The following is a 24366-nucleotide window of genomic DNA, read 5'->3' on the forward strand; positions in this document are numbered from 1 at the left end:
TACCAAATCCAGGGGCGCCGAAGGCGTCATTAAAGGAGGCTTGATGGAAGCCCTGCACCAGAAAATTCGTGAACACGGCATCGTACTTTCCGATCAGGTTCTGAAAGTCGATGCTTTTCTGAACCACCAGATCGACCCGCAATTGATGAAGCTGATCGGCGACGAATTTGCCGCGCTGTTCAAGGACTCGGGCATCACTAAAATCGTTACCATCGAAGCCTCGGGCATTGCTCCGGCGATCATGACCGGCCTGAACCTGGGCGTTCCGGTGATTTTCGCCCGCAAGCAACACTCTCTGACCCTGACGGAGAACCTGTTGTCCGCGACCGTGTATTCGTTCACCAAAAAGACCGAAAGCACCGTGGCCATCAGCCCGCGCCACCTGACCAGCAGCGACCGGGTACTGATCATTGATGACTTCCTGGCCAACGGCAAAGCCTCCCAGGCGCTGATCTCCATCATCAAGCAGGCCGGCGCCACCGTGGCAGGCTTGGGGATCGTGATCGAGAAATCGTTCCAGGGTGGCCGTGCGGAGCTGGATGCCCAAGGCTATCGCGTTGAATCGTTGGCCCGGGTGCAATCGCTGGCCGGTGGTGTCGTGACCTTTATCGAATAATCGCCCTGCGTCCCTGTGGGAGCGAGCCTGCTCGCGATGAGGCCGGCACATCCAACACCAATGTTGACTGACAGTCCGCTATCGCGAGCAGGCTCGCTCCCACAGGGGCTTTGAAGTGGCCGTTAAGGCGCGGTGATCTTGAGACCAGCGAGCAACAAGCGCTGACCCAGCTCTTCTTTCAGCCCTTCGGGGCTCGCCAACTGCATCCGCTCCAAATGCTCGGGAAACTCCGACGGCGGCGGCGCATCCAGTGCAGCCTTGCCCAGCTCCAGCATTTCGGTGAGTTTGAACTTGCTCTTGAGCCAGTTCAGCGCCCGCAACAGGTCCCGCTCCACCCCGTCGAAATCGCTGCCCAGCGGATACTCCGGGAACAAATTCGGATGCCGTGCCTGGATGGCCTGCAAGCGTTCCGAGGTGTTCTCGGCGAAGCGCGGATCGAGGCGAAAATCCTTCGGCAACTTGCCGGCATTTTGCGCCTGCTCGATCAACTCCGGCTGGAAGCGTGAGTCGCTGATGTTCAGCAGCGCCTCGATCACCGCGGCATCAGTCTTGCCCCGCAGGTCAGCGATACCGTATTCAGTCACCACGATGTCTCGCAAGTGTCGGGGAATGGTGCAATGGCCGTATTCCCAGACGATGTTCGAACTGATCTCGCCCCCCGCCTCGCGCCAACTGCGCAGAAGCAGAATGGAGCGCCCGCCCTCCAGCGCATGGCCCTGGGCAACGAAGTTGTACTGCCCGCCGACGCCGCTGAGTACGCGACCATCTTCCAGTTGGTCCGCCACCCCGGCGCCCAGCAAGGTCATGGTGAAAACCGTGTTGATAAAACGTGCATCGAGTCGCTGCAGGCGCTTGAGTCTTTCCTGGCCGTACAGCTCGTTGATGTAACTGATGCGGGTCATGTTGAATTCGAGGCGCCGACTCTGGGGCAACTCGCGCAAGCGTTCGTAAAAACTGCGAGGGCCGAGGAAGAATCCGCCATGGATGCAGATGCCATCGGGTTGCGCCGCCTCGTCGAGGGTGCCGGCGTTGGCTCGTTCCTGGGTCGGCTCGTCGGGATAGACCCTGCGCCGGATAATTCCGGCCTCTGCCAGCACCAGCAAGCCGTTGACGAACATTTCGCTGCAACCGTACAACCCTTTGGCAAAGGGTTCGACCCCGCCCTCACGCTCGATCAACTGCGCCCACTGGCTGAGATTCAGCTCCGCCAGCAACGCCTGGTAAGCGGCATTGTCGGCTTGACGCGCCAGCAGCGCCGCCGTCAACGCATCGCCCATGGAGCCGATGCCGATCTGCAACGTACCGCCGTCACGCACCAGGGCACTGGCGTGCAGGCCGATCATATGATCCTGAAACCCCACCGGCATGTTCGGCGTGGAAAACAGCGTGTGGCTGTCCTTTTCGTCGATCAACAGGTCGAACGTGTCGATGCCGACTTCCGCATCACCGGGCATGTAGGGCAGATCACTGTGAACCTGGCCCACCATGAGGATGGTCTCCCCCGCCGCACGCCGCTTGGTGACCATCGGCAGCAGGTCGAGGGTGATGTCCGGGTTGCAACTCAAGCTCAGGCGGTCAGGATGCTGCGCATCACTGGCCACCAGTTGCGCGATCAGGTTCAAGCCAGCGGCATTGATGTCCCGCGCGGCGTGGCTGTAGTTGCTGCTGACGTAATCCTGCTGGGCCGACGCGCTGTGCAACAGGCTGCCCGGTTGCAGGAAGAATTGCTGGACGTGGATGTTGGCCGGCAGGCTGTCACGGTGCAGATCGGCCAGGTAATCCAGTTCCGGATAATCGCCAAAGACCCGTTCGATAAAGGGCTCGAGAAAGCGCTTCTGCAAACCATCGCCCAGATTGGGTCGGCCCAGGCTCAGAGCGGTGTAGATGGTCAGTTGTCGCTCAGGCAGTTGCGCGATACGCCGGTACAGGGCGTTGGCGAACAGATTGGGTTTGCCCAACCCCAGGGGCATGCCCAGATGAATGTGCGCTGGCAGGCGCGCGAGTACGTCATCCACCGCCTGTTCGATTGAACACAACTGCACCATCCGACCCTCCGGGACATTCCATGAATGTGGGTTGGACCGAGCTTGCCGGGTCTTGGTTGCGATGAACAGCCTTTGTAAAACCACCGGGCACAAAAAAGCCGCTCGTAAGCGGCTTTCTTGCGGAAGATGCTGGCTATTACAGACCCGACATCTCTTTGATCGCGCCCATGAGCTCTTCATCCGAGCAATCGGCGCAGGTGCCTTTAGGCGGCATGGCGTTGATGCCAGTGATCGCCTTGGCCAGGATGCCGTCGAGGCCGCCCTGATGATCGGCGCGCTCTTTCCAGGCAGCCGTGTCGCCGATTTTCGGAGCGCCCAGCAGGCCGGTGCCGTGGCAAGCATTGCAGTGTTTTGCAATAACATCCTTCGGCGTCTTGGCTCCACCGCCGCCAGCCGAAGCCACGACCTCCATGCCCTTGCATTCCTGCCCCTGAACGCAGACCTGGCCGACCGGTTCAAGGCGCTTGGCGATTTCGTCGTTGGGCGCTGCTTGGACACTGGCTGCCCATAGGGCCAATACGGTTGCTGGTGCAGCCAGCATTTTCATAATTAGATTCACGCGTACACCCTCAATGGTGGCTAGTCACGCCTGCGGCCACGGTTTGCAGGCGGGCGCAAGTATAGCGGGAAGGCCGTCACACTGAAACAACCCCAAAGTCGCAAGGGTCTTGTTTGTCATGACAGCTCATCCTTCGGGCGCCTTTGCCGTCCGGGCACGGCGCCTCTTTACCTAGAAATTGGCCGGTGTGGCTGCGCTGATCAGTCGCGCCGGCGCATCGAACGGATTACGGAAACGGTGTGGCTTGGTGCTCTCGAAATAGTAGCTATCGCCCGCTTCGAGTACGAAGGTTTCGGCGCCGACCACCAACTCCAGCCGCCCTTCCACCAGAATCCCGGTCTCTTCGCCCTCATGGGTAAGCATCTCGTCACCGGTATCGGCGCCAGGCGGGTAGATCTCGTTGAGAAAGGCAATCGCCCGGCTGGGGTGCGCCCGGCCCACCAGTTTCATGGTGACGGCACCGTCGGAAATGTCGATCAGTTCATTGGCTTTGTAGACGATCTGAGTCGGTTTCTCCTGCAGAATTTCTTCGGAGAAAAACTCGACCATGGACATGGGAATCCCGCCAAGGACCTTACGCAGCGAGCTGATCGAGGGGCTGACGCTGTTTTTCTCGATCATCGAAATGGTGCTGTTGGTGACGCCCGCGCGCTTGGCGAGTTCACGCTGGGAAAGGCCTTTGAGTTTACGAATGGATTGCAGTCGTTCACCGACGTCCAATGCTGGAGCCTCCAGGGAATCAGGTTGTGTGGAAAGTGAGCGTTATCATGGCGACAGCGTTCAGTATTTACAACACTTTGACCTCAATCCCGTGCGGTGAAGCGACTTTCGGTAGATTGCGCTTTGCGTCAGCCCCCGGAATAGAGCCGTGGAACCCGGCGCAGGTTGCAGAAAATCTGATAAGGAATCGTGCCGGCCGCCTTCGCGACATCACTGGCCAGGATAGTCTTGCCCCACAGCTCCACGGTCGAACCGAGCCCGGCGTTGGGGATATTCGTCAAGTCGACACACAGCATGTCCATGGAGACCCGACCGACCAGTTGACTAGGCTGCCCGTGCACCAGCACCGGCGTACCGTTCGGCGCCTGGCGCGGGTAACCGTCGGCGTATCCCATGGCAACCACGCCGACCCGCGTCGGTTGCGCGGTGACAAAACGGGCGCCATACCCCACCGGCTCGCCGGCGGGCAATTCACGCACGCTGATGATCTTGGACTCCAGAGTCATGACCGGCTGCAGCCGCGCGGCGACGGCGTTGGCTTCCTCGAAGGGGGTCGCACCGTACAGCATGATGCCTGGCCGCACCCAGTCGCTTGGTATCTGCGGCCAACCCAGCACTGCCGGGGAGTTGCGCAAACTGATCTGCGCCGCCAGCCCCTGGCGGGCCGCCTCGAACACGGCCAGTTGCTCGGTGCTGCTGGGATCGTGCAGTTCATCGGCGCGGGCGAAATGGCTCATCAACACGATCTTCGCCACCTTGCCGCTGGCCAGCAGTCGACGATAGGCCGCCTGATAATCCGCCGGATGCAGCCCCACCCGATGCATCCCCGAGTCGAGCTTGAGCCAGACCGTAATCGGCTTGCTCAGGGTCGCGTTTTCAATCGCTTCGAGCTGCCACAACGAATGCACCACACACCAGAAATCGTGTTCGACGATCAGCGGCAGTTCATCGGCCTCGAAGAACCCTTCCAGCAGCAAGACCGGCCCACGAATCCCGCCGGCCCGCAGTTCCAGCGCTTCTTCGATACAAGCCACGGCAAACCCGTCGGCCGTGTCCTGCAAAGCCTCGGCGCAGCGCACTGCGCCGTGCCCATAGGCATCGGCCTTGATCACCGCAAGAGCTTTGGCCCCCGTCACTTCGCGGGCCAATTGGTAGTTGTGACGTAAGGCTTGAAGGTCGATCAGAGCACGGGCAGGACGCATGGCGGCAGGCTTCTAGGCGGACTAGGTAAAAAAAACGGCGCTGGCTGACGGCATGAACCACCAACAGCACCGCAAGAGGGATCGTTTTCCGGGTTTAGGGCAGCGCTGCCACGACGGACAGCTCCACCAGGATTTCCGGTTCGCACAGTTTGGCTTGCACAGTGGCCCGGGCCGGCGCGACGCCCTTGGGCAGCCATTTGTCCCAGATCGCGTTCATGCCTTCGAAATGGGCGTCGATGTCTTTCAGGTAAATCGTCACCGACAACAGATGATTTTTGTCGGTCCCGGCCAGGTCCAGCAAACGCTCGATATTGGCCAGGGTTTCACGGGTCTGCTGTTCGATACCGGCACTCATGTCGTCACCAACCTGCCCGGCCAGGTAAACAGTGCCGTTGTGCAGGACGACCTGACTCATGCGGTCATTGGTGAGCTGGCGCTGGATTGACATGTTTTGCAGACTCCTGGTGTTTACTGCCATAACGGGAAATATCGAGGCCTTCGGCGCTGATCTGTGGTTTTTTCTTCGCCATCAGGTCCGCTAGCAAGCGCCCGGAACCACAGGCCATGGTCCAACCGAGGGTGCCATGGCCGGTGTTCAGGAACAGGTTCTTGAACGGGGTGGCGCCCACGATCGGTGTGCCATCCGGAGTGGTCGGACGCAGACCGGTCCAGAAACTGGCCTGGGCCAGATCGCCGCCCTGAGGATAAAGGTCGTTGACGATCATCTCCAGGGTTTCACGCCGACGCGGGTTGAGAGACAGGTCAAAACCGGCGATTTCCGCCATGCCGCCCACACGGATGCGGTTATCGAACCGGGTAATCGCGACCTTGTAGGTTTCGTCGAGAATGGTCGAGGTCGGAGCCATCGCCGGATTGGTGATCGGCACCGTCAGGGAATAACCCTTGAGCGGATACACCGGCGCACGAATGCCCAGCGGTTTGAGCAATTGCGGTGAATAACTGCCCAGGGCCAGGACGTAGCGGTCAGCGGTTTCCAGCTTGCCGTCGATCCAGACGCCGTTGATGCGATCACCGGCGTAGTCCAGGCGCTGGATGTCCTGGCCAAAGCGGAATTCCACACCCAGTTTTACGGCCATTTGCGCCAGACGCGTGGTAAACATCTGACAGTCGCCAGTCTGGTCATTGGGCAGACGCAAGGCACCCGCCAGGATGTCGGTGACATTGGCCAATGCCGGCTCGACGCGGGCAATGCCTTCACGGTCCAGCACTTCGAAGGGCACACCGGACTCTTTCAGCACGGCGATGTCTTTGGCCGCACCATCAACCTGAGCCTGGGTACGGAACAATTGAGTGGTCCCCAGACTGCGGCCTTCGTAGGCAATCCCGGTTTCGGCGCGCAGTTCGTCGAGGCAGTCGCGGCTGTACTCGGACAGACGCACCATGCGCTCCTTGTTCACGGCATAACGATTGGCAGTGCAGTTACGCAGCATCTGCGCCATCCACAGGTACTGGTCGATGTCAGCGGTGGCTTTGATCGCCAGCGGTGCGTGGCGCTGCAACAGCCACTTGATGGCCTTGAGTGGCACACCTGGTGCGGCCCACGGCGAGGCATAACCCGGCGACACCTGGCCGGCATTGGCAAAACTGGTTTCCATGGCTGGCGCCGGCTGACGATCAACCACCACGACTTCAAACCCGGCACGGGCCAGGTAGTAAGCACTGACGGTACCGATGACGCCGCTACCTAAAACCAGAACGCGCATGTTGAAGCCCTCATCGCGGATAACCGCTGACGTTTTGTTGTACAGACCGTAATGTGCGCAGTTTAGAAAAGATCAGGCAGTGCTTTTCACTATATAAATGCCTATATTTGGCGAGAATTCTCGGCAAAAACCCTTTTCATGGAGGAGCATCACCTGTGCGGACCAACACTCAGACCAAACGTGAGCTGGACAAGATCGACCGCAACATCCTGCGCATCCTCCAGGCGGATGGACGGATTTCCTTTACGGAGCTTGGGGAAAAGGTCGGCCTCTCCACCACCCCCTGCACCGAGCGGGTTCGTCGCCTGGAGCGCGAGGGAATCATCATGGGCTACAACGCCCGGCTCAATCCGCAGCATCTGAAGGGCAGTCTGCTGGTGTTCGTCGAAATCAGCCTCGACTACAAATCCGGCGACACCTTTGAAGAATTCCGGCGCGCGGTGCTGAAATTGCCTCACGTGCTCGAATGCCATCTGGTGTCAGGCGACTTTGACTATCTGGTGAAAGCGCGGATTTCCGAGATGGCTTCGTACCGCAAGCTGCTGGGCGACATCCTGCTCAAGCTGCCCCACGTGCGCGAATCCAAGAGCTACATCGTGATGGAAGAAGTGAAGGAGAGCTTGAACCTGCCGATTCCGGATTGAGGGGCGTTCTTGGCTACACCAATACCTGCCGGGTGCTGGCCATATATTCGTGAATCTGCTTCTCGACCCGCGGATGAATCAGTTCCACCGGCCGCCGGCCATTGGGACACGGCAAGGTCGCCGTGGTGCCGAACAACCGGCAGATCAGCGGCCGCTCGTCATAGACCGTGCAGCCATTGGGTCCCAAGTGCACGCAGTCGAGCGCTTCCATGGCCGCGTCCTGTTCGGCGCGAGTCTTGCGTGGCAAGCGGGCCATTTCCTCGGGCGAGGTGGTCACTGGCCCGCAGCAGTCATGGCAGCCCGGTACGCACTCGAACGAGGGAATCTGTTGGCGCAGCGTGCGGATTTTTTGACTGTTGCAGCTCATCGAAGCGGCTACCGAGACGGGACAAGGCAGGATTTTGCACGAAAAGCCCTGTCCCAGACAGCGCCAACCGACCGGTGTTGCCCATGGACGAATCCCCGGCTTATGCTCCGTAAAATTTCTCAAACACAATAATCAGGATTACGCACATGAACGCCCGTGTTCAGCAACCTGTCCCGAGCCATTCGCACGCCGCCTCTTACTACGCCGCCAGCAGCTTGCCGCAACCGGATCATCCGCTGCTGCAGGGCGAGCTGGTGGCGGATGTCTGCGTGGTAGGCGGTGGGTTCTCGGGGTTGAACACAGCGATCGAACTGGCCGAGCGCGGCATGAGCGTAGTGCTGCTGGAAGCGCACAAGATCGGCTGGGGGGCCAGCGGGCGCAACGGCGGTCAACTGATTCGCGGCGTCGGTCATGGCCTCGATCAGTTCGCCCCGGTCATCGGTGCCGACGGCGTACGCCAGATGAAGCTCATGGGCCTTGAGGCGGTGGAAATCGTCCGTCAACGGGTCGAGCGCTTTCAGATCCACTGCGACCTCACCTGGGGTTATTGCGACCTCGCCAACAAGCCAAGCGATCTGGAAGGTTTCGCTGAGGACGCTGAAGAGCTGCGCAGCCTGGGGTATCACCATCAGACCCGGCTGCTGCAAGCCCACGAAATGCACAGTGTGGTGGGTTCGGATCGCTACGTCGGCGGCCTGATCGACATGGGCTCGGGCCATTTGCATCCGCTGAACCTGGCCTTGGGCGAAGCCTGCGCCGCGCAGCAACTGGGGGTCCGGCTGTTCGAGCAATCGGCGGTCACGCGCATTGATTACGGCCCGGAAGTGAAGGTGCATACCCAACAGGGCGCGGTCCGGGCCAAGACCCTGGTGCTGGGCTGCAACGCCTACCTCAATGGGCTCAACCCGGAACTCAGCGGCAAAGTGCTGCCCGCCGGCAGCTACATCATCGCCACTGAACCTTTGAGCGAGGCTCAGGCCCAGGCGTTGTTGCCGCAGAACATGGCGGTCTGTGATCAACGGGTGGCGCTGGATTACTACCGGCTTTCCGCGGATCGACGCTTACTGTTCGGCGGAGCCTGCCATTACTCGGGTCGTGACCCGCAAGACATTGGCGCGTACATGCGTCCGAAAATGCTCAAGGTGTTCCCGCAACTGGCGCAGGTGAAAATCGACTTTCAATGGGGCGGGATGATCGGCATCGGCGCCAACCGCTTGCCGCAGATCGGTCGACTCAAGGATCAGCCCAACGTGTACTACGCCCAGGCCTACTCCGGCCACGGAGTGAATGCCACGCACCTGGCCGGCAAGCTGTTGGCCGAAGCCATCAGTGGGCAACAGAGTGGTGGTTTCGATCTGTTCGCCCAGGTGCCGCACATGACCTTCCCGGGCGGAAAGCATCTGCGCTCGCCACTGTTGGCACTGGGGATGCTGTGGCATCGGTTGAAAGAGTTGGTTTAAAGCGCCCAGCGCTACTGGTGACGCTATCGCGGGCACGCCTTGCTCGCACAGATTGAAAGAGGGCTGTAAGAGCAAGGCGTGCCCGCGATAGCAGTTTCAGGCCCGGTACCGCTTCAAAGCCGCCAGAACGGCTTCAAGCCCTCCTCCCGCGCCTGCTCTCGGCTCAGCCCGATATCACGCAACTGTTCCGGTGTGAGCTCCAACAAGGCCTTGCGTGTATGCAGACGACGCCAGAACAGGGCCCAGCGGCTCAGGCTGGACGGGGCACTGTGCAACATCGCATTGCGTAGCTCCTTTTCCTGCCCCGCCGCCAGTTCCTGGCTGTGTAACGTCAGCCGCACATCGCTCAAGCCGTTCATTTTGATCGCTCCTGTTTACTTGGGTAGCCAGAGCTTTCATGATGCGCGGACGGCCATAATCAATACAGATTCAAACAATGTGTTTTCCATGCATACAGATTGCGGCTTTTCGACACTGAATTGTCTTTTTCCGCCGCAACTGTATTGGTTACCGTTGTCCACTTCATCGAGAGCGCGCCATGACCCTTTATGTGAACCTCGCCGAATTGCTCGGCACCCGCATCGAACAGGGCTTCTACCGTCCCGGCGACCGGCTGCCGTCAGTGCGCGCGCTGAGCATGGAGCACGGTGTCAGCCTGAGTACGGTGCAGCAGGCCTATCGCGTGTTGGAGGACAGCGGGCTGGCGATGCCAAAACCCAAATCAGGGTATTTCGTACCGGCCAGCCGTGAACTGCCGGACCTGCCGGTAGTGGGTCGCCCAGCCCAACGACCGGTGGACATCTCCCAATGGGACCAGGTGCTGGAGCTGATACGCTCGGTACCACGCAAAGACGTGGTGCAACTGGGCCGAGGCATGCCGGATATCAACTCGCCGACCATGAAACCGCTGTTGCGCAGCCTTGCGCAGATCAGCCGCCGGCAAGACATGCCGGGCCTGTATTACGACAACATCTACGGCAACCTCGCGCTGCGCGAACAGATCGCTCGCCTGTCGCTGGACTCGGGTTGCAAACTGGGAGCCGGCGACCTGATCGTCACCACGGGCTGTCACGAAGCGCTGTCGGTCAGCATCCGCGCCACCTGTGAACAAGGCGATATCGTCGCGGTGGACTCCCCCAGCTTTCACGGCGCCATGCAAACCCTCAAGGGCCTGGGCATGAAGGCCCTGGAAATCCCCACCGATCCGCTGACCGGCATCAGCCTGGAGGCCCTGGAGCTGGCGCTGGAACAGTGGCCCATCAAGGCCATACAGTTGACGCCCAGTTGTAACAACCCGCTGGGCTACATCATGCCCGAGGCCAACAAACGCGCGTTGCTGACCTTGGCGCAGCGCTTCGACGTGGCGATTATCGAGGACGATGTGTATGGAGAACTGGCCTACACCTACCCGCGGCCCCGCACGATCAAATCCTTCGACGACGATGGCCGCGTCCTGCTCTGCAGTTCTTTTTCCAAGACACTGGCACCGGGTTTGCGAGTGGGCTGGGTCGCACCCGGCCGCTATCTGGAACGGGTACTGCACATGAAATACATCAGCACCGGCTCCACCGCACCGCAACCGCAGATAGCCATTGCGGAGTTTCTCAAGGGCGGGCACTTCGAACCGCATTTGCGGCGGATGCGCAGCCAATACCAACGCAATCGCGACGTCATGATCGACTGGGTCAGCCGCTATTTTCCAGCGGGTACTCGCGCCAGCCGCCCGCGCGGCAGCTTTATGCTCTGGGTCGAACTCCCCGAAGGCTTCGATACACTCAAGCTTAATCGGGTCCTGCATGACCAGGGCGTGCAGGTGGCGGTCGGCAGCATATTTTCCGCCTCGGGCAAGTACCGCAATTGCCTGCGCATGAACTACGCTGCCAAACCAACGGCACAGATCGAGGACGCCGTCCGCAAGGTCGGCGCCGCGGCCATTGCGTTGTTGAACGAAACCCGACTCGACGCCGTCTGAGCTTTACTCAGGGAAGCAGCACCCACAAGCCGATCAACGCAAACAAGCGGAACGAGCCTACGTGAGACCCAGACCCATCCTGCCTGTGCTCCTGCTAGTCGCCTCGCTGCTGGGCGGCTGTGCCAGTTTTGACATCACCCGCGAACCTTCCCAGGCGCTCCCGGCAACCGAATCTTCGTTCGGACGCTCGGTACAGGCCCAGGCCGCTCCACACGAGGGACGCTCGGGTTTCCGCCTGCTATCTGACAGTACCGACGCCTTCTCCGCCCGGGCCGAGTTGATCCGCAACGCCCAAAGCAGCCTGGATTTGCAGTACTACATCGTTCATGACGGCATCAGCACGCGAATGCTGGTGGATGAATTGCTCAAAGCCGCCGACCGCGGCGTACGCGTGCGCATCCTGCTGGATGACACCACCAGCGATGGCCAGGATCAGATCATCGCGACCCTCGCCGCTCATCCGCGGATCCAGATACGCCTGTTCAACCCACTTCATCTGGGGCGCGCCACCGGGGTAACCCGCAGCCTCGGGCGGCTGCTCAACCTCTCATTGCAACACCGGCGCATGCACAACAAGCTCTGGCTGGCGGACAACAGCATGGCCATCGTCGGCGGTCGCAATCTGGGGGATGAATATTTCGACGCCGAACCCAACCTGAACTTCACCGACATCGACCTGCTTGGCGTTGGGCCGGTGGCCGAACAATTGGGGCACAGCTTCGACCAATACTGGAACAGCGCCCTGAGCAAACCCATCGAACAATTCCTGTCCCGTCGGCCAACCCCCAAGGATCTGGCCAACAGCCGCCTACGCCTGCAAGAGTCACTGGAGCAGACGCACAAGGAAAATCACGCGCTTTACCAGCAGTTGACCTCCTACCGGACCCAACCGCGCCTGGACATCTGGCGCAGGCAATTGATCTGGGCCTGGAACCAGGCGCTGTGGGATGCACCCAGCAAAGTACTGGCCAGGGATGAGCCTGACCCGCAGTTGTTGCTGACCACGCAATTGGGCCCGGAGCTGACGGGGGTCAGTGAAGAACTGATCATGATTTCGGCCTACTTTGTACCCGGCCAGCCAGGGTTGGTCTACCTGACCAGCCGCGCCGATGCCGGAGTGGCGGTGAGTCTTTTGACCAACTCCCTGGAGGCCACCGACGTACCGGCGGTGCACGGCGGTTACGCGCCGTATCGCAGGGCTTTGCTGCAACATGGGGTGCGGCTGTACGAATTGCGTCGCCAGCCCGGGGACACGGGTGGCAGCCCCCATTTGTTCTACAGCAAGTCCTACGGCGAATCGGACTCCAGCCTGCATAGCAAGGCGATCATCTTCGACCGGAAGAAATCCTTCATCGGCTCGTTCAATTTCGATCCGCGTTCAGTGCTGTGGAACACCGAAGTGGGGGTCTTGGTCGACAGTCCCGAACTCGCCGGCCAAGTGCGCGAACTGGCCTTGCAGGGCATGGCACCGGCCCTGAGTTACCAGGCCCGCCTGAAGGACGGGAAGCTGATATGGACCACCGAAGACAACGGCCAACTGCATGACCTGGACCGCGAACCCGGCAGTTGGTGGCGCCGCTTCAACGCCTGGTTCGCCACCACCGTTGGGCTGGAGCGAATGCTGTAGAAGCCCCGGGTTCAGCACGTTTCCCAAGGCTTCACTTTGTTCAGGCAGGTTGCGTGGCGCCAAACGCCCCTTGGCGCAACAACAGAACCACCAAGCCGAACGCTCCCGCGGCCATGAACAAGGGCAGCGCATGCCCACTGATCCATTGACTGCCCGCCCCCGCCGCCAGTGGGCCAATCAGGCAACCGATCCCCCACAACTGGGCAATATGGGCGTTGGCCCGCACCAGTGCATCGTCGCGATAACGCTCGCCGATCAGGATCAGTGACAAGGTGAACAACCCGCCTGCGCTGGCGCCAAACAGCACCCACAGTGGCCAGATCAGCAAGGTATCGATCAGCAGTGGAACCGCCAGGCTCGACAGCATCAGCGCCACCGCACAGCCAGTGAACAACGACCGGCGCGACAGGCGGTCCGCAAGAGCGCCAATGGGCAACTGCAACAAGGCATCACCGACCACTACCGTGCTGACCATCGCCAGCGCAATGTCGGCGCTGAAGCCCTGACGCAAACAGTAAACCGGCAGCAGAGTCAGGATCATTGCCTCGAACGCCGCGAACAACGACACCGCCCAGGCGATTGCCGGCAACCCACGACAAAACGCCCATAGATCCTTGAAAGTGACGCTGCAGGCTTCACTGCTGGGCGCACCGCTGCGTCCCAGCAACAGCAACGGCGAAACCAGCAAAAGACCGACACCCACCCAAAAGCCATAATCGTGATCAGTCCCCAGCGCACCCAGCAGCAACGGACCAGACAACTGACTCAGGGCGTAACTGCTGCCGTACAACGCCACCAACCGTCCGCGCCATTGTTCGATCACCAGTTGGTTGATCCAGCTTTCACCCAGAATGAACACCAGGGTCAGGACGACGCCGATCATCAGCCGCAGCACCAACCAGACCGGATAACTGGGCAACAGCGCCAGCAACCCGATGGACACCGCCCCACCCCATAGGCACAAGCGCATCAACGCCGCCGTGCCGAACCGCGCCGCAAGCCGACTCGACACCTTGGCCCCGACCAGCACCCCAACGGCCGGCATGGCGGCCATCACCCCGATGGCAAACGAACCATAACCCCAGCCTTCCAGACGCAGCGACACCAGCGGCATGCTCACGCCCAGCGCCAAGCCGACACTCAGGACAGATGCCAACACGGCGAAATAGGTCGCCCAACGCATTTCCACGCTCCTGTGGATAGTTATCGATTTTCAGGCCCCACAAAACACTGTGGGAGCGAGCCTGCTCGCGATAGCGGCGCAACATTCAACAGAGTCGTCGACTGTTATACCGCTATCGCGAGCAGGCTCGCTCCCACAGGGGACCAGCACTGCATGCAGCCCCGAACAGGATCCGGGGCCGCCCCTGTCAGAGCTTGATCCAGGTCGCCTTCAGCTCGGTGTACTTGTCGAACGCATGCAGCGACTTGTCGCGGCCGTTACCCGACTGCTTGAAGCCGCCGAACGGTGCGGTCATGTCGCCGCCGTCATACTGATTGACCCAAACGCTGCCAGCACGCAGCGCCTTGGCGGTCAGGTGAGCCTTGGAAATGTCCTTGGTCCATACCGCCGCGGCCAGGCCGTACGGCGTGTCGTTGGCTATCTGGATGGCCTCCTCGGCGGTATCGAAAGCGATGACCGACAACACCGGACCGAAAATCTCTTCCTGGGCGATTTTCATGGCGTTGCTCACCCCGTCGAAAATCGTCGGCTCGACATAGGTGCCGCCGGTTTCTTCGAGGATCCGCTTGCCGCCGGCCACCAGCTTGGCGCCGTCGCTGTGACCGGCCTCGATGTAGGACAGCACGGTGTTCATCTGCTGGGTATCCACCAGGGCGCCGACATTGGTGGCCGGGTCCAGGGGGTTGCCAGGTTTCCAGCCCTTGAGCGCTTCAATCACCAGCGGCAGGAAGGTGTCCTTGATGGAACGCTCCACCAACAGTCGCGAGCCGGCGGTGCAGACTTCGCCCTGGTTGAAGGCAATGGCGCTGGCGGCGGACTCGGCGGCGGCTTGCAGGTCCGGGGCATCGGCGAACACGATGTTCGGGCTCTTGCCGCCGGCTTCCAGCCAGACACGCTTCATGTTGGACTCGCCCGAGTAAACCATCAGTTGCTTGGCGATTTTGGTGGAACCGGTGAACACCAGGGTATCGACGTCCATGTGCAGGGCCAGGGCCTTGCCAACCGTGTGGCCGTAGCCCGGCAGCACGTTCAGCACGCCTTTCGGAATGCCGGCCTCAATCGCCAGTGCGGCAATGCGGATGGCGGTCAGTGGGGACTTTTCAGAGGGCTTGAGCACCACCGAGTTACCGGTGGACAGCGCCGGGCCGAGCTTCCAGCAGGCCATCATCAGTGGGAAATTCCACGGCACGATAGCGCCTACGACGCCCACCGGTTCACGGGTCACCAGGCCCAACTGATCGTGGGGGGTCGCGGCCACTTCATCGTAAATCTTGTCGATGGCTTCACCGCTCCAGCTCAACGCTTGAGCTGCACCGGGAACATCGATATTCAAGGAGTCGCTGATCGGCTTGCCCATGTCCAGGGTTTCGAGCAGCGCCAGTTCTTCGGCGTTCTGCTTGAGCAGGCCGGCAAAGCGAATCATGGTCGCTTTACGCTTGCTCGGCGCCAGGCGCGACCAGACACCGGAGTTGAAGGTGGCGCGGGCGTTTTCGACGGCACGTTGGGCGTCGGCGACGTCGCAACTGGCGATCTTGCCCAGCACACGGCCATCCACCGGGCTGAGGCAGTCAAAGGTTTCGCCGGACACCGCATCGGTGTATTCGCCGTTGATGAAGGCACGGCCTTCGATGGTCAGGTCGCGGGCGCGTTGTTCCCAGTCGGCACGAGTCAGGGTGGTCATGCGAGTGTCCTCCTCTTATTGAGTACGAACGCCACGCGATGCGCAGCGCTCCACGAATTCTGCCCAGCCGGCCTGTTTTCGGCGCGGGGCACCCGCCACCCTAAACCAGCGGCTGGTAATGTTTCAATATATTTGACACAACACTGGCAAACGGCCTTGCGATGTTCGTTTTAATAAACATAGACTTTGGCTCTTCCAGCCATTCGCGCCGTCATTACCGGAGAATTGCCGCATGAGCATCCAGGACATCGTCGATTTCAGTCAGGCCAGTACCACCGCCGAACGCTATCGCCCGGACGCAGCCAAGGTACTCAAGGGTGATCCCGAACAAACGGTGTTCAACCACTACAGCAGCCCTTGCGGGCAAATGAATGCAGGCGTGTGGGAAGGCGCGGTCGGCCAGTGGACGGTCAACTACACCGAACATGAATACTGCGAGATCGTCCAGGGCGTTTCCGTGTTGCGGGACAATGATGGCAATGCCAAGACCCTGCGGGCCGGCGACCGCTTCGTGATCCCGGCGGGGTTCACGGGCACTTGGGAAGTGTTGGAGGCGTGCCGCAAGATTTATGTGGTGTTTGAACAGAAGGTCTAAGGATTTGCATCGTTAGACCTGGCCTCATCGCGAGCAGGCTCGCTCCCACATTGGCGCTGTGTAATGCCTGAGTTTCAGGCAAGCACAATGCCCTGTGGGAGCGAGCCTGCTCGCGATGAGGCCCCGACAGGCAACAAAAATCCGGCAACAAAAAAGGCCCGTATCTTGCGATACGGGCCTTTTTCGTAAGAAGGGAAAAATCAATTACTTGATTTTGCCTTCCTTGTAGATCACGTGCTTGCGAACAACCGGATCATATTTCTTGATCTCGATTTTGTCCGGGGTAGTACGCTTGTTCTTGTCGGTAGTGTAGAAGTGACCAGTACCGGCGCTCGAGATCAAACGAATCAATTCACGCATGATTAGCTCCCTTAAATCTTGCCATCGCGGCGAAGTTCGGCGAGCACGACACTGATGCCACGCTTGTCGATGATACGCATGCCTTTGGCAGATACGCGCAGACGCACAAAACGTTTCTCTTCTTCAACCCAGAAGCGGTGATGCTGCAGGTTCGGCAGGAAACGACGACGGGTTTTGTTGTTTGCGTGGGAAATGTTATTCCCAGTCACCGGACCCTTACCGGTAACTTGACAGACTCTCGACATGCCTCAGCCCTCTAAAACCACATGCCCAACCCGGCATGGGTTGGCCGCTTAATCTCTCAGTCATTTGGCGCCAGGCGCCGCGTTTCTTTAAGGGTCTTACCGGCTACACCTACAGTGAAGGAACCGGGCCCCTAGAAAAGAGCGCTGCTTTATACCAGAAAGACCACAGTGCAACAACTGCCGGTGTGATTTGTCTTCGTTGGAAAGCGACGCGTAACGCCCCCGAACGGCTGGGGCACAGGCTGGCGCCGCCTTTGACCGCTCGTCGCTGCAGGCCGGTTTTTTTTAACCGATGCCGAGCTTGAGCCGCTAATACAGCGCCGCAGGGTGCCGGAAAATGCAAAAAGGGGATAGTTATTTTCCAACGAGGCCACTAGGGTAGGTCTTTTCCAGACTGCACATGCAGATGGGCCTTCGACTTGCACAGGAAACCGACCATGCGCCTCGCTGCCCTCCCACTGTTGCTCGCCCCTCTGCTGATCAGCCCGCTGGCTCAGGCCGCCGCCCTGAGCGTTTGTACCGAGGCCAGCCCGGAAGGGTTCGATGTCGTTCAATACAATTCGCTGACCACCACCAACGCATCCGCCGACGTGCTGATGAATCGCCTGGTGGATTTCGACACCGCCAGCGGCAAGGTCATCCCCAGCCTCGCCGAGAGCTGGGAAGTCTCGTCCGATGGACTGACCTACGTGTTCAAGCTGCGCCCCCAGGTCAAATTCCACCGGACCGAATACTTCACGCCGCGCCGCGATCTGACCGCCGAGGACGTCAAGTTCAGCTTCGAACGCATGCTTGACCCGGCAAACCCTTGGCACAAAATCGCCCAGAGCGGTTTCCCCCACGCCCAGTCCATGCAGCTACCGAGCCTGATCAAGAAAATCGACGCGCTGGACCCGCTGACCGTGCGCTTCATCCTCGATCATGCGGATTCGACCTTCCTGGCCACCTTGAGCATGGGCTTTGCCTCCATCTATTCGGCCGAATACGCCGATCAGCTGATGAAAGCCGGCACGCCAGAAGCACTCAACAATCAGCCCATCGGCACAGGCCCGTTCATTTTCAACCGGTTCCAGAAAGACGCTTCGATTCGCTACAAGGCCAACCACGACTATTTCGCCGGCAAGCCCCAGGTGGATCCGCTGATCTTCGCCATCACGCCGGACGCGAATGTGCGCCTGCAAAAACTGCGGCGCAACGAATGCCAGATCGCCCTGTCACCCAAGCCGCAGGACGTCCAGGCCGCCAGGCAGGAGCCGACGTTGAAAGTGGCGCAGACCGACGCCTTCATGACCGCGTTCGTGGCGATCAACAGCCAGCACCCGCCCTTCGACAAGCCCGAGGTTCGACAAGCCGTCAACCTGGCCTTCGACAAGGCCAGCTACCTCAAGGCCGTTTTCGAGGGCACCGCCGAAGCGGCCAAGGGCCCCTACCCTCCGAACACCTGGAGCTACGCCAAAAACTTGCCCGGTTACGCCCATGACCCGGCCAAGGCCCGTGATCTTATGGCCAGGGCCGGTTTGAAGGACGGCTTTCAGACCACCATCTGGACCCGCCCTTCCGGCAGCCTGCTGAACCCCAACCCCAGCCTGGGCGCGCAGTTGCTGCAGGCCGACCTGGCGCAGATCGGCATTCAGGCCGAGATTCGCGTGATCGAATGGGGCGAACTGATCCGTCGCGCCAAGGCCGGCGAACATGACTTGCTGTTCATGGGCTGGGCCGGTGACAACGGTGACCCGGACAACTTCCTCACGCCGCAGTTTTCCTGCGCGGCACTCAAGTCCGGCACCAACTTCGCCCGTTATTGCAACCCGGACCTGGATAAAGTGATCAGTGCCGGCAAAACCACGAGCGAGCAGGGCGTGCGCACCAAACTCTATGAGCAGGCCCAGGCGCAGATCCAGCAACAGGCCCTGTGGCTGCCCCTGGCGCACCCGACCGCGTTCGCCCTGACCCGCAAGGATGTGCAGGGTTACTCGGTCAGCCCGTTTGGGCGGCAGGATTACTCCAAGGTCAGTATCAAGTAACCACTGCCAGCCCCCCCTGTGGGAGCAAAGCTTGCTCGCGATGACGTCGTTACATACAACACTTCCGTTGGCTGTAAAACCGCTATCGCGAGCAAGCTTGCTCCCACAAGGGATTATTCAAGCCTGACCGTGGCTACATCCACCCATACTCCGCCATGGACAGCGGCTCACCATCGCCGACGATGAAGTGGTCGAGCACCCGCACATCGATCAACTCCAGTGCTTCCTGAAGCCGCTCAGTGAGTACCCGGTCGGCCTGGCTGGGCTCGGTGTTGCCGGAGGGGTGGTTGTGGCACAGGATCAACGCTGCGGCGTTATGGGCCAGGGCGCGCTTGACCACCTGCCGGGGATAGACACTCGCACTGTCGATGGAACCGCGAAACAGCGCCTCATACGCCAACACCCGATGCCGGGAATCGAGGAACAGACATCCAAACACTTCATGAGGCTCGTGACGCAACATGGCCTTGAGGTAGTCCCGCACGGCCAGCGGGCTCTCCAGCACCGATTCCCGCCGCAAATTTTCGGCCAGATGCCGACGCCCCATCTCCAGCACGGCCTGCAACTGCGCGAATTTCGCCGGGCCCAGCCCCAGATGTGCGTTGAAGGTACGCAGATCAGCCTCGAGCAAAACCCGCAGGCCACCAAATTGATGCAGCAGATGTCGCGCCAGGTCCACGGCGCTTTTACCCGACACACCCGTGCGCAAGAAAATCGCCAAAAGCTCGGCGTCCGAAAGACTCGCCGATCCCAACTCCAGTAACCTCTCCCGTGGCCGCTCGGCCACCGGCCAGTCGCGAATACTCATAGCATCTCCCTGATTGTGGGCGCCGCTGTTCCGTAGCGGTCGCTGTGATATCGTAGCCCATCTTTTTTGCAGGCGATTTGCACCCAGGCAGGCTGCTGCCGTGGGGTTCGTCCTGCACTGACCATTGAAATCGAAAGGCAGGCCTATGCAGCGGCTGTATCGGAAACGCATCGTTCTGGGCGTCGGCGGCGGCATTGCCGCCTACAAGAGCGCCGAGCTGGTCCGCAGGCTTATCGACCAGGGCGCGGAAGTACGGGTCGTCATGACTCGCGGCGGCAGTGAATTCATCACCCCGCTGACCATGCAGGCCCTGTCCGGGCACCCGGTCCACCTGGATCTGCTCGACCCGGCGGCCGAAGCCGCCATGGGTCATATCGAACTGGCCAAGTGGGCCGACCTGGTGCTGATCGCCCCAGCCACGGCCGACCTGATCGCCCGCCTGGCCCAAGGCATCGCCGATGATTTGCTGACCACCCTGGTGCTCGCCACCGACGCCGTGGTTGCCCTCGCGCCAGCCATGAACCAGGCCATGTGGCGCGATCCGGCCACCCAGGCCAATCTGCAATTGCTCCAAAGCCGCGACCTGAAAGTCTTTGGCCCGGCTTCCGGCAGCCAGGCCTGCGGCGATGTCGGCATGGGACGCATGCTCGAAGCCAACGACCTGGCCCAGTGCGCCGCCGACTGCTTCCAGCGCCAGGCACTGACCGGCAAGCATGTGCTGATCACCGCCGGACCGACCCAGGAAAACATCGACCCGGTGCGCTACATCACCAACCACAGCTCCGGGAAAATGGGCTTCGCCCTGGCCGAAGCCGCCGTGGAAGCCGGCGCCCGGGTCACGCTGATCACCGGCCCCGTGCATTTGCCGACCCCTGATCGGGTGACCCGCATCGACGTGGTCAGCGCCCGGGACATGCTGGCGGCCTGCGAAGCGGCTATCCCGTGCGACCTGTTCATCGCCTCGGCGGCGGTGGCGGACTACCGCCCCGAAGTAGTCGCCCCGCAAAAACTTAAGAAAGACCCTACGAGCGGCGACGGCCTGCTACTACAAATGGTGCGCAACCCGGACATCCTCGCGACCATCGCCACCCGCCCGGACCGTCCGTTCAGTGTCGGCTTCGCCGCCGAAACCGAGCACCTGCTCGACTACGCCGCGCGCAAGCTCAAGGACAAGAACCTGGACTTGATCGTCGCCAACGACGTCGCCAACCCGAGCATTGGCTTCAACAGCGAGGAAAACGCCTGCAGCGTGATCGACCGCCAGTTGCACGCCACCCTTTTCGCCCAGACCAGCAAGAGCAAGATTGCCCGCCAGCTGATCACTTTTATCGCCGAACGGCTGAACCAGGTTTAATTGACATGCACGCTCTACAAGCCAAGATCCTTGACCCTCGCATCGGCGCCGAATTCCCGCTGCCGCAATACGCCACACCGGGTTCCGCCGGCCTCGACCTGCGGGCCATGCTCAAGCAGGACACCGTCCTGGAGCCCGGCCAGACCCTGCTGATCCCAACCGGCCTGTCGGTGTACATCGGCGACCCGGGCCTGGCTGCGTTGATCCTGCCGCGCTCGGGCCTGGGCCATAAGCATGGCATCGTACTGGGCAACCTGGTGGGCCTGATCGACTCCGATTACCAAGGCGAACTGATGGTGTCGTGCTGGAACCGTGGTCAAACGGCATTCAACATCGCCGTGGGCGAGCGCATCGCCCAACTGGTGCTGGTACCGGTGGTCCAGGCGCACTTCGAACTGGTGGAAGAATTCGACGAGAGCCAGCGCGGCGCTGGTGGCTTCGGGCATTCCGGCAGCCACTGATCCAGCTGTTTCAGGCCGGGCGCCTTGCCCGGCCCCTTTATTAAGCTTCTGTTTCAGGACGAAAAATGCCCACAGGCTGGCTACAAGGTTTCCCACTTGGAATCAATGTATTAGGCGATAGAGGCGAGGTAACGCTGTCTCATGGCACTTTCCCACCACGAACTCTCTGCCAAAAACGCCGTCATACCCTTCAGTTTGAGCCTGCCGACGCGAACCGTCGGCCTGTCCAGTCATCTTCCTGATAGAGCGCCCCGCCCATGAACACCCCAGCCGCAATCGCCCCAATTTTTCCTGACAGCATCTTCCGCGCCTACGACATCCGTGGCGTGGTACCGGAGACCCTCACCGCCGAAACCGCCTATTGGATCGGCCGCGCCATCGGCTCCCAGAGCCTGGCCCAGGGTGAACCGAACGTGTGCGTCGGTCGCGATGGTCGCTTGTCCGGCCCCGAGCTGGTTGAACAATTGATCAAAGGGGTTGCCGACAGTGGTTGCCATGTCAGCGACGTGGGCCTGGTGCCGACGCCAGCGCTGTACTACGCCGCCAACGTGCTGGCCGGTAAATCCGGCGTGATGCTCACTGGCAGCCACAACCCGTCGAACTACAACGGCTTCAAGATCGTCATCGCCGGCGACACCCTCGCCAACGAGCAGATCCAGGCCTTGCACACCCGCCTCAAGACCAATGACCTGAGCAGCGGCCAGGGCAGCGTCACCAAGGTGGACATCCTGGAGCGCTACAACGATGAAATCGTCAAGGATGTGAAGCTCGCCCGCCGCCTGAAAGTGGTGGTCGATTGCGGCAACGGCGCGGCCGGCGTGATCGCCCCACAACTGATTGAAGCCCTGAACTGCGAAGTCATCCCGCTGTTCTGCGAAGTGGACGGCAACTTCCCCAACCATCACCCGGACCCGGGCAAGCTGGAAAACCTGCAAGACCTGATCGCCAAGGTCGAGGAAACCAACGCCGACCTGGGCCTGGCCTTCGACGGCGACGGCGACCGCGTGGGCGTGGTCACCAACACCGGCAGCGTCGTGTTCCCGGACCGTCTGCTGATGCTGTTCGCCCGTGACGTGGTGGCGCGCAATCCGAACGCCGAAATCATTTTCGACGTTAAATGCACCCGCCGCCTGGTGCCGCTGATCAAGGAATACGGCGGTCGCCCACTGATGTGGAAAACCGGCCACTCGTTGATCAAGAAGAAAATGAAAGAGAGTGGCGCCCTGCTGGCCGGCGAAATGAGCGGCCACATCTTCTTCAAGGAGCGCTGGTTCGGTTTCGACGACGGCATCTACAGCGCCGCACGCCTGCTGGAGATCCTCAGCAAAGAGAAATCCACGGCCGAAGAGCTCTTCGCGACCTTCCCGAACGATATTTCTACGCCGGAAATCAATATCCATGTGACCGAAGAGAGCAAATTCAGCATCATTGATGCACTGCACGACGCTCAATGGGGCGAAGGGGCCGAACTGACCACCATCGATGGTGTGCGGGTCGACTATCCCCAAGGCTGGGGCCTGGTTCGCGCATCCAACACCACGCCGGTGCTGGTGCTGCGTTTCGAAGCCGACAACGAAGCCGAACTGCAGCGCATCAAGGATGTGTTCCACACCCAACTCAAACGTGTTGCACCTGATCTTCAACTACCGTTCTGATTTTTGAAGCACCACCGGAGCCCTGAATGACCCTCGAACGCGAAGCCGCCGCCAATACCGCCAAGGTCCTGTCCGAAGCGTTGCCTTATATCCGACGCTATGTCGGCAAGACCCTGGTGATCAAATACGGCGGCAACGCGATGGAAAGCGAGGAGCTGAAAACCGGCTTCGCTCGCGACATCGTGCTGATGAAGGCTGTGGGCATCAACCCGGTGGTCGTTCACGGTGGTGGCCCGCAGATCGGCGACCTGCTCAAGCGCCTGTCGATCGAGAGCCACTTCATCGACGGCATGCGCGTCACCGACGCGCAGACCATGGATGTGGTGGAGATGGTCCTCGGCGGCCAGGTCAACAAGGACATCGTCAACCTGATCAACCGGCATGGCGGCAGCGCCATCGGCCTGACAGGTAAAGACGCCGAGCTGATCCGGGCGAAGAAACTCACCGTCACCCGCCAGACGCCGGAGATGACCCAGCCGGAAATCATCGACATCGGCCATGTGGGCGAAGTGGTCGGCATCAACACCGACTTGCTGAACCTGCTGGTCAAGGGCGACTTCATCCCGGTAATCGCGCCCATCGGCGTCGGCGCCAACGGTGAGTCCTACAACATCAACGCCGACCTGGTGGCAGGCAAGGTTGCCGAAGCACTGAAAGCGGAAAAGCTGATGCTGCTGACCAACATCGCCGGCCTGATGGACAAGACCGGCAAGGTCCTGACCGGATTGTCGACTCAACAGGTCGATGAACTGATCGCCGACGGCACCATCTACGGCGGCATGCTGCCGAAGATCCGCTGCGCACTGGAAGCGGTCCAGGGCGGCGTTGGCAGCTCCTTGATCATCGACGGCCGGGTACCGAATGCGATCCTGCTGGAGATCTTCACCGATACCGGCGTGGGCACGTTGATCAGCAATCGCAAGCGTCCGTAAGCGACACCCATAAAAAGACCCCGCTCAGCCAGACTGAGCGGGGTCTTTTTTTACGCACTGTAGGAGCGAGCTTGCTCGCGATAGCGGTGATTCAGCCAACATGAATGTTGAATGGCTATCGCGAGCAGGCTC

General features: G+C 60.7%; 23 protein-coding genes and 1 pseudogene. 11 read left to right on the top strand and 13 right to left on the bottom strand.

Going from position 1 to position 24366, the window contains the following annotated elements; translation table 11 throughout:
* Positions 1–43 precede the first annotated feature (43 nt).
* The gene (locus tag T3A99_RS11965) at positions 44–616 is read left to right on the top strand and encodes a xanthine phosphoribosyltransferase (protein WP_047226147.1); all 573 of its coding nucleotides are present in this window, start codon (positions 44–46) and stop codon (positions 614–616) included.
* A 122-nt stretch (positions 617–738) separates the two neighbouring features.
* Here the strand turns inward: T3A99_RS11965 and T3A99_RS11970 are convergent, their stop codons facing one another.
* The 6 genes from T3A99_RS11970 to dadA form a co-directional block, all read right to left on the bottom strand.
* Positions 739–2661 (bottom strand): acetyl-CoA hydrolase/transferase C-terminal domain-containing protein, encoded by a 1923-nt coding sequence (locus tag T3A99_RS11970; RefSeq protein ID WP_322834322.1) that lies wholly within the window; start codon positions 2659–2661, stop codon positions 739–741.
* A 136-nt stretch (positions 2662–2797) separates the two neighbouring features.
* Positions 2798–3208, bottom strand: coding sequence for a c-type cytochrome (locus T3A99_RS11975; protein ID WP_047226149.1), 411 nt, complete (start codon positions 3206–3208; stop codon positions 2798–2800).
* 183 nt (positions 3209–3391) lie between these two features.
* Positions 3392–3940, bottom strand: a complete 549-nt coding sequence (locus T3A99_RS11980; protein ID WP_047226150.1) for a cupin domain-containing protein — start codon at positions 3938–3940, stop codon at positions 3392–3394.
* A gap of 128 nt (positions 3941–4068) precedes the next feature.
* On the bottom strand, positions 4069–5142 hold the full coding sequence (gene alr, locus T3A99_RS11985; RefSeq protein ID WP_139048882.1) for an alanine racemase: 1074 nt from the start codon (positions 5140–5142) through the stop codon (positions 4069–4071).
* A 94-nt stretch (positions 5143–5236) separates the two neighbouring features.
* Positions 5237–5590 (bottom strand): RidA family protein, encoded by a 354-nt coding sequence (locus tag T3A99_RS11990; protein WP_047226152.1) that lies wholly within the window; start codon positions 5588–5590, stop codon positions 5237–5239.
* Positions 5562–6866 carry a D-amino acid dehydrogenase gene (gene dadA / locus T3A99_RS11995; protein ID WP_047226153.1) on the bottom strand — a complete coding sequence of 435 codons (1305 nt, stop codon included), beginning with the start codon at positions 6864–6866 and terminating at the stop codon, positions 5562–5564. Before dadA ends, T3A99_RS11990 begins: the two co-directional genes overlap by 29 nt.
* 155 nt (positions 6867–7021) lie before the next feature.
* On the opposite strand from dadA, the gene T3A99_RS12000 reads away from it, so the two are divergent.
* Positions 7022–7510, top strand: a complete 489-nt coding sequence (locus T3A99_RS12000; RefSeq protein ID WP_003206849.1) for an Lrp/AsnC ligand binding domain-containing protein — start codon at positions 7022–7024, stop codon at positions 7508–7510.
* 13 nt (positions 7511–7523) lie between these two features.
* Here the strand turns inward: T3A99_RS12000 and T3A99_RS12005 are convergent, their stop codons facing one another.
* Positions 7524–7877, bottom strand: a complete 354-nt coding sequence (locus tag T3A99_RS12005) for a YkgJ family cysteine cluster protein (RefSeq protein ID WP_003206850.1) — start codon at positions 7875–7877, stop codon at positions 7524–7526.
* Positions 7878–8023: 146 nt separating this feature from the next.
* On the opposite strand from T3A99_RS12005, the gene T3A99_RS12010 reads away from it, so the two are divergent.
* Positions 8024–9337: an NAD(P)/FAD-dependent oxidoreductase gene (locus T3A99_RS12010; protein WP_047226154.1), complete on the top strand. Its 1314-nt coding sequence runs from the start codon at positions 8024–8026 to the stop codon at positions 9335–9337.
* Positions 9338–9450: 113 nt separating this feature from the next.
* Here the strand turns inward: T3A99_RS12010 and T3A99_RS12015 are convergent, their stop codons facing one another.
* Entirely contained in the window at positions 9451–9696 is a 246-nt protein-coding gene (locus T3A99_RS12015; RefSeq protein ID WP_047226155.1) for a DUF1127 domain-containing protein, read from the bottom strand.
* Positions 9697–9875: 179 nt separating this feature from the next.
* Between T3A99_RS12015 and T3A99_RS12020 the strand changes: the two genes are divergently transcribed.
* A complete protein-coding gene (locus T3A99_RS12020; protein WP_047226156.1) occupies positions 9876–11309 on the top strand; it encodes a PLP-dependent aminotransferase family protein in 1434 nt (477 codons plus the stop codon).
* Between the two features lie 61 nt (positions 11310–11370).
* The gene (locus T3A99_RS12025) at positions 11371–12936 is read left to right on the top strand and encodes a phospholipase D family protein (RefSeq protein WP_047226157.1); all 1566 of its coding nucleotides are present in this window, start codon (positions 11371–11373) and stop codon (positions 12934–12936) included.
* A gap of 40 nt (positions 12937–12976) precedes the next feature.
* On the opposite strand, the gene T3A99_RS12030 is transcribed toward T3A99_RS12025, so the two are convergent.
* Both T3A99_RS12030 and T3A99_RS12035 read right to left on the bottom strand, forming a co-directional pair.
* Positions 12977–14119 (bottom strand): MFS transporter, encoded by a 1143-nt coding sequence (locus T3A99_RS12030; RefSeq protein WP_047226158.1) that lies wholly within the window; start codon positions 14117–14119, stop codon positions 12977–12979.
* 187 nt (positions 14120–14306) lie between these two features.
* Positions 14307–15800, bottom strand: coding sequence for an aldehyde dehydrogenase (locus T3A99_RS12035; RefSeq protein ID WP_047226159.1), 1494 nt, complete (start codon positions 15798–15800; stop codon positions 14307–14309).
* Between the two features lie 232 nt (positions 15801–16032).
* Here T3A99_RS12035 and T3A99_RS12040 point away from each other — a divergent pair, with 232 nt between their 5' ends.
* Positions 16033–16395 (top strand): cupin domain-containing protein, encoded by a 363-nt coding sequence (locus T3A99_RS12040; protein WP_076383089.1) that lies wholly within the window; start codon positions 16033–16035, stop codon positions 16393–16395.
* A gap of 204 nt (positions 16396–16599) precedes the next feature.
* On the opposite strand, the gene rpmG is transcribed toward T3A99_RS12040, so the two are convergent.
* Together rpmG and rpmB are read right to left on the bottom strand one after the other, a co-directional pair.
* Entirely contained in the window at positions 16600–16755 is a 156-nt protein-coding gene (rpmG, locus tag T3A99_RS12045; protein ID WP_003177274.1) for a 50S ribosomal protein L33, read from the bottom strand.
* An 11-nt stretch (positions 16756–16766) separates the two neighbouring features.
* Complete coding sequence (rpmB, locus tag T3A99_RS12050) at positions 16767–17000, bottom strand: 50S ribosomal protein L28 (RefSeq protein WP_003229474.1); 234 nt, start codon at positions 16998–17000, stop codon at positions 16767–16769.
* 437 nt (positions 17001–17437) lie between these two features.
* Here rpmB and T3A99_RS12055 point away from each other — a divergent pair, with 437 nt between their 5' ends.
* On the top strand, positions 17438–19024 hold the full coding sequence (locus tag T3A99_RS12055; protein ID WP_322834323.1) for an ABC transporter substrate-binding protein: 1587 nt from the start codon (positions 17438–17440) through the stop codon (positions 19022–19024).
* 133 nt (positions 19025–19157) lie between these two features.
* Here T3A99_RS12055 and radC read toward each other — a convergent pair whose 3' ends face one another.
* Positions 19158–19832: a RadC family protein gene (gene radC / locus T3A99_RS12060; protein ID WP_047226162.1), complete on the bottom strand. Its 675-nt coding sequence runs from the start codon at positions 19830–19832 to the stop codon at positions 19158–19160.
* A 145-nt stretch (positions 19833–19977) separates the two neighbouring features.
* On the opposite strand from radC, the gene coaBC reads away from it, so the two are divergent.
* The 4 genes and pseudogenes from coaBC to argB all read left to right on the top strand — a co-directional run bounded on the left by coaBC (position 19978) and on the right by argB (position 24234).
* Complete coding sequence (coaBC, locus tag T3A99_RS12065) at positions 19978–21186, top strand: bifunctional phosphopantothenoylcysteine decarboxylase/phosphopantothenate--cysteine ligase CoaBC (RefSeq protein WP_047226163.1); 1209 nt, start codon at positions 19978–19980, stop codon at positions 21184–21186.
* Positions 21187–21191: 5 nt separating this feature from the next.
* On the top strand, positions 21192–21647 hold the full coding sequence (gene dut / locus T3A99_RS12070; protein WP_274091378.1) for a dUTP diphosphatase: 456 nt from the start codon (positions 21192–21194) through the stop codon (positions 21645–21647).
* A gap of 251 nt (positions 21648–21898) precedes the next feature.
* Positions 21899–23302, top strand: a pseudogene (locus tag T3A99_RS12075) (phosphomannomutase/phosphoglucomutase); the annotation flags it as partial.
* Positions 23303–23328: 26 nt separating this feature from the next.
* On the top strand, positions 23329–24234 hold the full coding sequence (gene argB, locus T3A99_RS12080) for an acetylglutamate kinase (RefSeq protein WP_047226166.1): 906 nt from the start codon (positions 23329–23331) through the stop codon (positions 24232–24234).
* The last annotated feature ends 132 nt before the right edge of the window (positions 24235–24366 follow it).

It is taken from the genome of Pseudomonas sp. N-137, assembly GCF_034555295.1.
In the GTDB taxonomy this organism is placed as follows: domain Bacteria; phylum Pseudomonadota; class Gammaproteobacteria; order Pseudomonadales; family Pseudomonadaceae; genus Aquipseudomonas; species Aquipseudomonas rhizophila.

Excerpts from the sequence above, each read along its gene's own strand:
- T3A99_RS11965 (WP_047226147.1), top strand. The coding sequence starts at position 44 with ATGGAAGCCCTGCACCAGAAAATTCGTGAACACGGCATCGTACTTTCC.
- T3A99_RS11970 (WP_322834322.1), bottom strand. The coding sequence starts at position 2,661 with ATGGTGCAGTTGTGTTCAATCGAACAGGCGGTGGATGACGTACTCGCG.
- T3A99_RS11975 (WP_047226149.1), bottom strand. The coding sequence starts at position 3,208 with ATGAAAATGCTGGCTGCACCAGCAACCGTATTGGCCCTATGGGCAGCC.
- alr (WP_139048882.1), bottom strand. The coding sequence starts at position 5,142 with ATGCGTCCTGCCCGTGCTCTGATCGACCTTCAAGCCTTACGTCACAAC.
- T3A99_RS11990 (WP_047226152.1), bottom strand. The coding sequence starts at position 5,590 with ATGTCAATCCAGCGCCAGCTCACCAATGACCGCATGAGTCAGGTCGTC.
- dadA (WP_047226153.1), bottom strand. The coding sequence starts at position 6,866 with ATGCGCGTTCTGGTTTTAGGTAGCGGCGTCATCGGTACCGTCAGTGCT.
- T3A99_RS12005 (WP_003206850.1), bottom strand. The coding sequence starts at position 7,877 with ATGAGCTGCAACAGTCAAAAAATCCGCACGCTGCGCCAACAGATTCCC.
- T3A99_RS12010 (WP_047226154.1), top strand. The coding sequence starts at position 8,024 with ATGAACGCCCGTGTTCAGCAACCTGTCCCGAGCCATTCGCACGCCGCC.
- T3A99_RS12015 (WP_047226155.1), bottom strand. The coding sequence starts at position 9,696 with ATGAACGGCTTGAGCGATGTGCGGCTGACGTTACACAGCCAGGAACTG.
- T3A99_RS12020 (WP_047226156.1), top strand. The coding sequence starts at position 9,876 with ATGACCCTTTATGTGAACCTCGCCGAATTGCTCGGCACCCGCATCGAA.
- T3A99_RS12030 (WP_047226158.1), bottom strand. The coding sequence starts at position 14,119 with ATGCGTTGGGCGACCTATTTCGCCGTGTTGGCATCTGTCCTGAGTGTC.
- T3A99_RS12035 (WP_047226159.1), bottom strand. The coding sequence starts at position 15,800 with ATGACCACCCTGACTCGTGCCGACTGGGAACAACGCGCCCGCGACCTG.
- T3A99_RS12040 (WP_076383089.1), top strand. The coding sequence starts at position 16,033 with ATGAGCATCCAGGACATCGTCGATTTCAGTCAGGCCAGTACCACCGCC.
- rpmG (WP_003177274.1), bottom strand. The coding sequence starts at position 16,755 with ATGCGTGAATTGATTCGTTTGATCTCGAGCGCCGGTACTGGTCACTTC.
- rpmB (WP_003229474.1), bottom strand. The coding sequence starts at position 17,000 with ATGTCGAGAGTCTGTCAAGTTACCGGTAAGGGTCCGGTGACTGGGAAT.
- T3A99_RS12055 (WP_322834323.1), top strand. The coding sequence starts at position 17,438 with ATGCGCCTCGCTGCCCTCCCACTGTTGCTCGCCCCTCTGCTGATCAGC.
- radC (WP_047226162.1), bottom strand. The coding sequence starts at position 19,832 with ATGAGTATTCGCGACTGGCCGGTGGCCGAGCGGCCACGGGAGAGGTTA.
- coaBC (WP_047226163.1), top strand. The coding sequence starts at position 19,978 with ATGCAGCGGCTGTATCGGAAACGCATCGTTCTGGGCGTCGGCGGCGGC.
- dut (WP_274091378.1), top strand. The coding sequence starts at position 21,192 with ATGCACGCTCTACAAGCCAAGATCCTTGACCCTCGCATCGGCGCCGAA.
- argB (WP_047226166.1), top strand. The coding sequence starts at position 23,329 with ATGACCCTCGAACGCGAAGCCGCCGCCAATACCGCCAAGGTCCTGTCC.